The organism is Roseicyclus sp., from assembly GCF_052168335.1.
Taxonomy (GTDB): domain Bacteria; phylum Pseudomonadota; class Alphaproteobacteria; order Rhodobacterales; family Rhodobacteraceae; genus Roseibacterium.
Genome location: NZ_JBQLZP010000671.1, coordinates 1 through 9793 on the forward strand (window position 1 = coordinate 1; position 9793 = coordinate 9793).

Below are 9793 nucleotides of genomic sequence, written 5' to 3' on the forward strand. Positions count from 1 at the left end.
CGCCGAATCGCGCCAGGCGAGCGTGCGCGGCGCGGTTTCGTGGACGATCACCGCAAGGCCCTCCGGCAGCCCTTCCGTGCGCAGGGCCGGACGGGTGCCCGGGGTGCCGTCGACCGGCGTTCCGCCCTCGGCGGTGAGCACCTCGAAGCGCGCGATCCGCTCGGCCGCGAAGGACTGGGCCACGCCGTCGAACTCCTCCCCGATGCGGATATCCGCGCTGAGCGCGTCACCCGCCTCGCAGCGGAAGCTCACCGGTTCGATCCAGAATTCGTACGCCGCAGCCTGCACCGCGCCAAGCAGCAGCGCGAGCACCGCGGCGACCGTGATACGCAGCATCCGACGTGTCCTTTCCCGTCCCCGCATCCGTGGTCAGACCAACCGCCTCCGGAGTCAATGGGTTTGGCGTGACGACCTATGGCGTTCCCCCCGGCGCGGGCCTAATGGATTGCGTCAGACCCATATCCGACGGCACTTCGATGATCCGCTTCCTCGCCGAGAACCGCCGCTGGCTCGCCACCGGCATTCTCCTCGCGCTCGGTGCCTGCCTCGGACATACGTGGTTCATCGCGCTCTTCGCCGGCGAGATCCGGGCGGAATACGGCCTCTCCGACGGGCAATGGGGCCTGATCTACACCGCCGCGACGCTGGCCTCGGCGGCGCTTCTGTTCGGGCGCGGCTCCTGGGCCGACACGGTGCCGCTGTCGCGGCTTGCGCCGATGGTCGCGATCGTCTTCGCAGGGGCCGCGGGGCTGATGGCGCTCGGCCAGGCGATCTGGGCGCTCGGGATCGCGGTGTTCCTGCTGCGCTTCTGCGGTCAGGGCATGTTCAGCCACATCCAGCAGACCGCCATGGCGCGCTGGTTCGTCGCCACGCGGGGCCGCGCCATGGCCATCGCCAATCTCGGCTACACGACCGGGCAGGTGCTGCTGCCGCTGCCCGCGGTGCTGGTGATGGGGTGGATCGGCTGGCGCGGGAGCTGGCTGGTGGTCGCGGCGATCCTCGTTCTGGTCATCCTGCCGCTCCTCGTGTGGCTCCTCGCGCAGGACCGCACACCCCAGGGCAGCCAGGGCGGCGTGGCGGGCGCGCCGGGCCTCGGCGGGCGGCACTGGCGCCGGTCGGACGCGCTGCGGCACTGGCTGTTTTGGACGCTTGTGCCGCTGATGCTGACGCCCGGCTACATCGGGACCGTGGTTTTCTTCCACCAGGTCCACATCGCCGAGATCAAGGGCTGGTCGCTGGTCGCGATGGCCCCGGCCTACCCGGCCTGGGCGCTGTCCGAGGTGGCGGCGGCCTTCGCGGCGGGCTGGTTCGCCGACCGCTTCGGGCCCGCGCGGCTCCTGCCGGTCGCGGTGCTGCCGATGGGGCTGGGGATCGCGCTGATCGGCATGGCCGAGACGCCGTTCGCCTGGATCGTCGCCATCGGGCTTATCGGCGTGACGCAGGGCATCGCCAACACCGTCTGGGGAACGCTCCTGCCCGCGACCTACGGCACCGACCACATCGGCTCGGTCCGCGCGGTGGCGAGCGCGGTGCTCGTCGTCTCCACCGCACTCGGGCCGGGGATCGGCGGGGTCATCGTGGATGCGGGCATCCCGGTGCCGCAGCAGGCCTGGACGATGGCGGTCTGGTGCCTGGGGCTGTCGCTGGCGATGGTGCCGGTCGCGCGCCGGGTGCTGCGGTCGCTCTGAGGCGCCATCGGCGGACGCGGGCGCCCCTGGACGCCCGTGCCGGGATCACATCAGCTCGCGCACGTCGGTCAGCCGGCCGGTCACGGCCGCCGCCGCCGCCATCGCGGGGCTCATCAGGTGAGTGCGCCCGCCGCGGCCCTGCCGGCCTTCGAAGTTGCGGTTCGAGGTCGCCGCGCAGCGCTCGCCGGGGCTGAGCTGGTCGGGGTTCATGGCCAGGCACATGGAGCACCCGGCAAGCCGCCACTCGAAGCCCGCCTCGCGGAAGATGTCGGCGAGACCTTCCTCCTCGGCCTGGGCGCGCACGAGGCCCGAGCCCGGCACGACCATCGCGCGTTTCACGGCGATCTTCTTGCCCTTGAGGATCTCGGCCGCTGCCCGAAGGTCCTCGATCCTGCCGTTCGTGCAGGAGCCGATGAAGACCGTGTCGATCTCGATCTCGCGGAGCGGCGTGCCGGGCTGGAGGCCCATGTACTCGAGCGAGCGCTTGGCCGCGTCGACCTTCCCGCCCTTGAAGTCTCCGGGCGCGGGAACCGCGCCGGTGATCGGCAGCACGTCCTCGGGCGAGGTGCCCCAGGTCACGACCGGCGCGATGTCCTCGCCGCGGATCGTCACCACCTTGTCCCAGTGCGCGTCGTCATCGGACTTGAGCGTCTTCCACCAGGCGAGCGCGGCCTCCCACTGCGCGCCCTTCGGCGCATGGGGGCGGCCCCTGACGTACTCGAAGGTCTTCTCGTCGGGCGCGATCAGGCCCGCGCGCGCACCGCCCTCGATGGCCATGTTGCAGACGGTCATCCGCCCCTCCATCGAGAGCGAGCGGATCGCCTCGCCGCAATACTCGATGACGTAGCCGGTGCCGCCCGCTGTGCCGGTCAGACCGATGACGGAGAGCGTGATGTCCTTGGCGGTGACGCCCGGGCCGAGCTGGCCGGTGATCTCCACCTTCATGTTCTTCGACTTCTTCTGGATAAGCGTCTGGGTGGCGAGCACATGCTCGACCTCGGAGGTGCCGATCCCGTGCGCGAGCGCGCCGAAGGCGCCGTGGGTCGCGGTGTGGCTGTCGCCGCAGACCACCGTCATGCCGGGCAGGGTCCAGCCCTGCTCGGGCCCGACGATGTGCACGATGCCCTGCCGGATGTCGCTGACGGGGTAATAGTGGATGCCGAACTCCCGTGCGTTGGTGTCGAGCGCCTCGACCTGGATGCGGCTCTCCTCGTTCATGCCGCCGGACAGCCGGTCGGGCGTCGTCGGCACGTTGTGGTCGGGCACGGCGATCGTCTTCTCGGGCGCGCGGACCTTGCGGCCGGCCATGCGCAGCCCCTCGAAGGCCTGCGGGCTCGTGACCTCGTGGACGAGGTGGCGGTCGATGTAGAGCAGGCTCGTGCCGTCCTCGGCCTCGTGGACGAGGTGGGCGTCCCAGATCTTGTCGTAGAGCGTCTTGCCGGTCATGGGAGGTCTCTCTGATGTTCGGTCGCGTTCGGGAAGGGGATCGGGCTCAGGCGGGCCCGAGGGGCGGCACGGCGCGAAGCCGCCCGTGAAAGCGCCACGGCAGGCGCGCCAGATCCCCGATGTCGAAAACGCCGGTCATTGCGCCCGCATATATCAACGCGGGCGCGCTTGCCAAGAAGGCTCAGAGGTTGCGCGTGGTCGACAGCATCCGCGGGTCGAGCACCAGCTCGATCAGGTGCAGCCCGCCCCGCCGCGCCGCCTCGAACGCTGCGGGCAGTTGCTCCATCGCCGTGATCCGGTGCCCGGTCCCGCCATAGGCCCGTGCGAGCTGCACGTAGTCGGGGTTGAAGAGGTCGGTCCCCGAGACGCGGCCGGGATAGTGCTTCTCCTGGTGCATCCGGATCGTGCCGTAGCGGCCGTTGTTGGCGATCAGCACCACGATGTCCGCGCCGTGCTGGCGGGCGGTCGACAGCTCCTGTATCGTCATCTGGAGGCAGCCGTCGCCGGCGAGGCAGATCACCATGCGCTCGGGGTGGCGCAGCTTGGCCGCGATCGCGGCAGGCAGGCCATAGCCCATGGAGCCCGAGGTGGGCGCAAGCTGCGTGCCGCGCACGCGCCAGCGGTAGTAGCGGTGGAGGAAGGCCGCATAGTTGCCCGCCCCGTTCGTCAGGATCGCGTCGGGCCCGGCATGGTCGCGGAGCCAGAGGATCACCTCCTCCATCTTCACGGCGCCGGGCGTTTCCTGCGGCTCCTGCCAGCGCTCGTATTCGGCGCGGGCCTCGCGCGCGCCACGGTCGGGGCAATCCTCCAACGGCAGCACGTCGAGGAGGCGGCGCAGCACCTTGCCGGGATGCGCGGTCAGCGCCAGCGCCGCCGTATAGACGCGGGAGGCGGCGTCGGGGTCCGGCGTCACCTGAACGATGGCGGGCGGGGCCTCGCGGTCGATGGTCTCGAAGTCCTGTGTCGTGATATCGTTCAGCTCCGCCCCGAGCAGCAGGATCGCGTCGGCCTGCGCCAACCGCCGCCCGAGCGCGGGGTTCTGTCCCACGCCCAGATCGCCCGCGTAGTTCGGGTGGTCGTTGTCCGCGTGGTCCTGCCGCCGGAAGGTCACGGCGAGGGGCACGCCCATGCGGCGGGCAAGCTCGGCCGCGCGCGCGCCGTCCTCCGCGCCCCAGAGCGAACCGCCGAGGAGGATCATGGGCCGCTCGGCCTCGGCCATGATGTCGAGGATGCGCGAGAGCGCACTGTCGTCGATACCGGCCTCGGCGGGCCGGGCGACGGGGGCGCACGGCTCGTCCGCCTCCGCCGACAGCACGTCCTCCGGGAGGGCGAGGACCACGGGGCCGGGCCGCCCGCTCCGCGCCAGCAGGAAGGCGCGGTCGACGTATTCGGCGATGCGGTCCGTGCGCTCGACCTCGGCCACCCATTTCACCAGCGGCCCGAAGAGCGCGCGATAGTTCACCTCCTGGAACACGCCCCGGTCGCGGTGGCGGAGCGGCACCTGGCCGACGAAGACGACCATCGGCGTCGCGTCGTGCATCGCGACGTGCAGGCCCGAACTGGCGTTCGTGGCGCCGGGCCCGCGCGTGACGAAGAGGACGCCGGGACGCCCCGTCAGCTTGGCGTCGGCCTCGGCCATCATGGCGGCGCCGCCCTCCTGCCGGCAGACCACATTCTCGATGTCGTGATCGTAGAGCCCGTCGAGCGCCGCGAGAAAACTCTCGCCCGGAACCGAGAAGACGCGGTCCACCCCGTGCAGCTTCAGCCTGTCCGCAAGGATCCTGCCGCCGTGCCGTCTGGCCATTTCTCCCTCCCGCCTTAGATGCGCCCGGGAACGGTTGTGCTTCGGGGTAATGGTCATGTCCAGCGGAAGGCTCCTCGGGATCTGCGGCTCGCTGAGGGCCGCGTCCTTCAATCGCAAGCTGATGATGGAGGCGGTGCGGCTCTTCGACCCGGCGGAGTTCCGCGACGGAAACCTGCGCCTGCCGCTCTACGACGGCGACCTCGAGACGGAGCACGGCATTCCGCCCGAGGTGCAGGCCCTCGCCGACGAGATCGCGGCGGCCGACGCCGTGGTGATCGCCGGACCCGAATACAACAAGGCGCTGTCGGGCGTCCTCAAGAACGCGCTCGACTGGGTCAGCCGGACGAAGGGCAATCCGTGGCGGGACAAGCCCGTCGCCATCGTCTCGGCCACGGGCGGGCGCGCGGGCGGCGAGCGGACGCAGTTCTCGCTGCGCCTTGCCATGGTGCCGTTCCGCGCGAACGTCCTGCCGGGGCCCGAGGTCCTGGTGGGCCTCGCGTCCGAGCAGTTCGACGCCGAGGGGCGGCTGACGAACGAGCGGAACCTCGCGGCGCTGGAGGAGCTGATGGCGGCTTTGCGCGCGGCGGCGCGGCTCTAGCCGAGGCTCGCTTCCGGGCGGAACTCGGGCGGGATGCGGTCGACGCCGTCGAGGACGAGGTCGGCCATCAGTTCGGCCACCAGCGGCGCCATGCCGAAGCCGATCTTGAAGCCGCCGTTGGCGATGAAGGCGTCGCCGCGCGCCGGGTGGACGCCCAGCATCGGCGCGCGCGAGCGCGTCCGGGGGCGGAGGCCCGCCCACCGCTCGATCACCGGCGCGTCGCCGAGGGCGGGGCAGGCGGCGCGCGCCCGCGCGATCACCTCGTCGAGCTGTCCGTCCGTCGTGGCCGGATCGTCCCAGTCCCGCTCGGAGGTGGAGCCGACGGCCACCGTTCCGTCCATGTGCGGCACGATGTGGAGCCCGTCGGCATAGAGTTGCGGCACCGGCCCGAGGTCACACCCCAGGAGCGCCGCCTGCCCCTTCACGCCCGTCCCCACGGCGCGCCCACGCCCGAGGCGGTTGAGCTCGGCCAGTCCGGCAGCGCCGGTCGCGTGGATATGGGTGCCTCCGCTCCGCGCCTCGGTCGTGATTTCCGCCCCCCGCCGCGCCAGCGCCTCCGTCAGCGCCTTGAGCGCGCGGCGCGGGTGGACCCGTGCGGACAGCGTGTCGCGCACGGCAAGGCCCGTGGGGCTGGCGAGAAGGCCGGGCCAGTCGTCGGTGGACGCGATCTCCCAGGCGTAGCGGCCCTCCCAATGCTCCCGCGCGCTTTCGATGCGCCAGCGGGCGAGCTCCACGGCCGCCGCGTCGGCGAGCGGCTGGAGCCGTCCGAGACGCGCGTATCCGGGATCGAGGCCGGAGGCTTCGGCGACCTCCGCCCAGAACCCCTCGGCCATGTCGAGGCTGCGGAACTGGAGCGCCTTCTTGGTGTTCCAGCTCTCCGGCACATGGGGGGCGAGCGCACCGACGAGGCCGCCCGAGGCGCCGGCGCCCGGACCGTTCGGATCGACGACGCTGACGCGCGCGCCGCGGCGGGCGCAGGCGAAGGCGATGCTCAGCCCGAAGATGCCCGCGCCGTGGACCACGATCTCCATTGCAAGTCCCGGCTCCCCGGAGGAATGTCGCGCCGATGCGACCCTCCCTCCGTGACCTAGTCCAGGACATGCCCGAAAACCAGCGTTCCGAGGCACATCCGCTCGAGTGGCGGGACGGCGTGCCCGTGTCGGGCCGCTTCGACGATCCGTTCTATTCGCTGGAGAACGGCCTTGCCGAAACGCGGCACGTCTTTCTCGCGGGCAACGGCCTGCCCGCGCGGTTCCGCGACGGCTTCGCCATCGGCGAACTCGGGTTCGGCACCGGGCTGAACTTCGTCGCCGCCGCGACCGCATGGCGCGAGGCCGGAATGGCCGGTCGGCTCGACTTCACGAGCTTCGAGGCCTTCCCGCTGTCGCCCGACGACTCGCGCCGGGCGCTTGCCCCATTCCCCGAGGCCGCGCCCTTCCTTAACGTCATCGCGGCGGTGCTGGACGGCGCGCCCGAGGCGGAGGCGGGCGGCGTCACGCTCACGCTCGTGTGCGGCGACGCGCGCGAGACGCTGCCGCGCTGGGCCGGGCGCGCCGACGCATGGTTCCTCGACGGCTTCGCGCCCGCGCGGAACCCCGAACTCTGGGAGGAAGGCCTCCTCCGCGCGGTCGCCGAGCGTACCGCGCCCGGCGGCACCTGCGCCACCTATTCCGCCGCGGGCGCCGTGCGGCGCGGTCTCGAGGCGGCGGGTTTCGCCGTCGCGCGGCTGCCGGGCTACGGACGCAAGCGCCACATGACCGCCGGACGCCTTGCATGACCGAACAGAACGCCCGACTCGGCATCCTGCTGATGATCGCGACCACCTTCGTCTTCGCGTTGCAGGACGGGATCAGCCGCCACCTGGCCGGGGAATACAACGTCCTGATGGTGGTGATGATCCGCTACTGGTTCTTCGCCGCCTTCGTGATCACCGTCGCCGCCCGGAGCCAGGGCGGATTGCGGGCGGCGGCGCGGACCGAGCAGCCGCTCCTCCAGACGACGCGCGGCGTTCTGCTGGCGCTCGAGGTCTGCGTGATGGTGCTGGCCTTCACGCTCCTCGGGCTTGTCGAAAGCCACGCGGTCTTCACCTGCTATCCGCTGCTCGTGGCGGCCCTCTCCGGCCCGATCCTCGGCGAGAAGGTGGGCTGGCGGCGCTGGACGGCGATCGGCGTCGGGTTCCTCGGCGTGCTCATCATCCTTCAACCCGGTTTCCGGGTGTTCGAGCCCGCCGCGCTCATCGCGCTCGCCTCGGCGTTCATGTTCGCGCTCTACGGCCTGCTGACGCGCTATGCCGCGCGCAAGGACAGCGCGGCGACCAGCTTCTTCTGGACGGGGACGGTCGGCGCGGTCGTCATGACGGTCATCGGCATCTGGTTCTGGGAGCCGATGACGCCCCGCGACTGGGGCTGGATGGCGGTGCTCTGCGTCACGGGGGCGCTCGGCCACTGGCTTCTCATCAAGGCCTACGCGGTCGCGGAGGCAAGCGTCGTTCAGCCCTTCGCCTACTTCCAGCTCGTCTTCGCCTCGGCGCTGGGCTTCGTCGTCTTCGACGAGACGCTCGAGACGAACGTCGCCATCGGCGCGGCGCTCGTCGTGGCGGCGGGGCTCTTCACGCTGTGGCGGGCGCGGGTGAAGGCGCAGGCGTCCTAGCGCAGGAGACGTTCGGACAGGCCGATCTCCGGCAGGCGGCCGGTCAGCTGCGCCTCGTAGATCGCGAGGCTCTCGGTCACGCGCATCACGTAGTTCCGCGTCTCGGTGAAGGGCAGCGCCTCGATCCAGTCGACGATGCCCTCGGCGTCCAGCCGCCTCGGGTCGCCGAAGCGCTCGATCCACTCGGCGGCGCGGCGCGGACCCGCGTTGTAGCCGATGGAGACGAGGACGACATTGCCGCCGTAGCGCTCGTTCAGCCCGGCGAGATAGGTGGACCCGAGGAGCAGGTTGTAGTCCGGGTCGGTCCTGAGACGCCCCTCGTCGAAGGCGATCCCGAGCGCCGCGGCCGTGTCGCGGCCCGTGCCGGGCATCACCTGCATCAGGCCGAGCGCGCCCGCATGGCTGACCACGCCCGGGTCGAACTCGGACTCGCGCCGCGCGATCGAGAGGGCGAGCGCGGCGTCCACCGGCAGGTCCGCCTCGGCGAGATCGGCGAGCGGGTAGTAGGCGCGCATGATCTCGTGGCCCGCCTGCGCCGCGCGCTTGGCGATGCCGAGCGCGATGTGCGGATTGCCGATCTCGAGCGCGAAGTCGCCGAGCATCCCCGCCTCCGACCGCGACAGGCTCTCGGTCAGGTGGGTCAGGAACCGCTCGGAGAGGTCCCGCTGTCCCGCCTCGTAGAGCAGGAGCGCGGCGTGGAACACGTCGGAATTGGTGAACGGCGCCTGCATCCAGTCGCCGTAGACCTCGTCGCCGAGGAACGCCGGGTCCATCGGCAGCCCGCCCCGTTCGGCGGCGAGCTGGCCGTAGAAGCTCGACTGGTAGCGCGCGCCGAGCGCGTAGGCCTCGGCCGCCGCTGTCGGGTTGCCCGCCGCCTCGTGCGCCCGGCCCAGCCAGTAGCCCGCGCGGCCCATCGAGATCGGGCTGACGACCGTGTCGCGGAACGCCTCGAAATGGCGCACGGCGGTCTCGTTCCGTCCGAGGCGGAGCGCGCAGTAGCCCGCGATCCACTCGAGCTCGGCGAAGAGGCTCTCGTCGCCGTCGCGCGTCAGGAAATGGTTGGCGGCGTAGTCGTAGCAGGTGCCGAAATCGCCCTCGCGCATCACGTCGCGGGCGAGGTCCGCGCGGCGGTCGGCCCAGGCAAGCGGGCGCCCCAACGCCTCGGCCGAGGTGGAGCGCTCCGCCATCAGCTCGCCCGCCGTGTCCCAGAAGCCCGCGCGGATGCGCCAGGTGAACCGCTCGAAGGCGAGGCCCGGATCGTCGGCGAGGCTGGACGGCACGGCGTCGATCAGCGCGTTGACGCCGGGCTCCTGCGCCCGGAGCGCGAGCCGCGCCTCGGCCAGCGGATGCCACGCCTCGGGCACCAGCGGGAACATGGCGCGCGCGCGTTCCTCCGCCCCCTCCCAGAGCAGGTGGTCGAGGCGGCGGACGTGCAGATCCCCCTCGTTCAGGAGCGAGCCGAACTCGGAGCGGAGCGCGGCGGCCGCCTCGCCCGACATGGTGAGGCCGGTCCAGGCGGCGACCGCGATCTCGCGCGCGGCGCCGGCGTCGCCCCTGGCGGCATGGGCGCGGGCGAGCGCGAGCGCGCCCATCCCCGTCACCGGAGCC

General features: G+C 71.8%; 8 protein-coding genes and 1 pseudogene. 4 read left to right on the forward strand and 5 right to left on the reverse strand.

Features of this window, described 5'->3' with window-relative positions:
* A pseudogene (locus ACTS11_RS20445) lies at positions 1–336 on the reverse strand (DUF4198 domain-containing protein); the annotation flags it as partial.
* A gap of 140 nt (positions 337–476) precedes the next feature.
* Between ACTS11_RS20445 and ACTS11_RS20450 the strand changes: the two are divergent.
* Complete coding sequence (locus ACTS11_RS20450; RefSeq protein ID WP_442642125.1) at positions 477–1688, forward strand: MFS transporter; 1212 nt, start codon at positions 477–479, stop codon at positions 1686–1688.
* A gap of 45 nt (positions 1689–1733) precedes the next feature.
* Here ACTS11_RS20450 and leuC read toward each other — a convergent pair whose 3' ends face one another.
* Both leuC and ACTS11_RS20460 read right to left on the reverse strand, forming a co-directional pair.
* Entirely contained in the window at positions 1734–3134 is a 1401-nt protein-coding gene (gene leuC, locus ACTS11_RS20455) for a 3-isopropylmalate dehydratase large subunit (protein WP_442642126.1), read from the reverse strand.
* Between the two features lie 181 nt (positions 3135–3315).
* Positions 3316–4938, reverse strand: coding sequence for a thiamine pyrophosphate-dependent enzyme (locus ACTS11_RS20460; RefSeq protein WP_442642127.1), 1623 nt, complete (start codon positions 4936–4938; stop codon positions 3316–3318).
* 55 nt (positions 4939–4993) lie between these two features.
* On the opposite strand from ACTS11_RS20460, the gene ACTS11_RS20465 reads away from it, so the two are divergent.
* Positions 4994–5536: an NADPH-dependent FMN reductase gene (locus tag ACTS11_RS20465; protein WP_442642128.1), complete on the forward strand. Its 543-nt coding sequence runs from the start codon at positions 4994–4996 to the stop codon at positions 5534–5536.
* Here the strand turns inward: ACTS11_RS20465 and ACTS11_RS20470 are convergent.
* Positions 5533–6567 carry an NAD(P)/FAD-dependent oxidoreductase gene (locus ACTS11_RS20470; RefSeq protein ID WP_442642129.1) on the reverse strand — a complete coding sequence of 345 codons (1035 nt, stop codon included), beginning with the start codon at positions 6565–6567 and terminating at the stop codon, positions 5533–5535. The genes ACTS11_RS20465 and ACTS11_RS20470 overlap by 4 nt on opposite strands.
* Before the next feature lie 68 nt (positions 6568–6635).
* On the opposite strand from ACTS11_RS20470, the gene mnmD reads away from it, so the two are divergent.
* Together mnmD and ACTS11_RS20480 are read left to right on the forward strand one after the other, a co-directional pair.
* Positions 6636–7313, forward strand: a complete 678-nt coding sequence (mnmD, locus tag ACTS11_RS20475) for a tRNA (5-methylaminomethyl-2-thiouridine)(34)-methyltransferase MnmD (RefSeq protein WP_442642130.1) — start codon at positions 6636–6638, stop codon at positions 7311–7313.
* Complete coding sequence (locus ACTS11_RS20480) at positions 7310–8185, forward strand: DMT family transporter (protein WP_442642131.1); 876 nt, start codon at positions 7310–7312, stop codon at positions 8183–8185. The genes mnmD and ACTS11_RS20480 overlap by 4 nt, the downstream gene beginning before the upstream one ends.
* Here the strand turns inward: ACTS11_RS20480 and ACTS11_RS20485 are convergent.
* Positions 8182–9793, reverse strand: a 1612-nt coding sequence (locus tag ACTS11_RS20485; RefSeq protein WP_442642132.1) for a lytic transglycosylase domain-containing protein, incomplete at its 5' end; no start/stop codon positions are given. The two genes, ACTS11_RS20480 and ACTS11_RS20485, sit on opposite strands and share 4 nt — an antisense overlap.

What these genes read in the sequence shown, in the direction of transcription:
- ACTS11_RS20450 (WP_442642125.1), top strand. Translation starts at nt 477, where the DNA reads ATGATCCGCTTCCTCGCCGAGAACCGCCGCTGGCTCGCCACCGGCATT.
- leuC (WP_442642126.1), bottom strand. Translation starts at nt 3,134, where the DNA reads ATGACCGGCAAGACGCTCTACGACAAGATCTGGGACGCCCACCTCGTC.
- ACTS11_RS20460 (WP_442642127.1), bottom strand. Translation starts at nt 4,938, where the DNA reads ATGGCCAGACGGCACGGCGGCAGGATCCTTGCGGACAGGCTGAAGCTG.
- ACTS11_RS20465 (WP_442642128.1), top strand. Translation starts at nt 4,994, where the DNA reads ATGTCCAGCGGAAGGCTCCTCGGGATCTGCGGCTCGCTGAGGGCCGCG.
- ACTS11_RS20470 (WP_442642129.1), bottom strand. Translation starts at nt 6,567, where the DNA reads ATGGAGATCGTGGTCCACGGCGCGGGCATCTTCGGGCTGAGCATCGCC.
- mnmD (WP_442642130.1), top strand. Translation starts at nt 6,636, where the DNA reads ATGCCCGAAAACCAGCGTTCCGAGGCACATCCGCTCGAGTGGCGGGAC.
- ACTS11_RS20480 (WP_442642131.1), top strand. Translation starts at nt 7,310, where the DNA reads ATGACCGAACAGAACGCCCGACTCGGCATCCTGCTGATGATCGCGACC.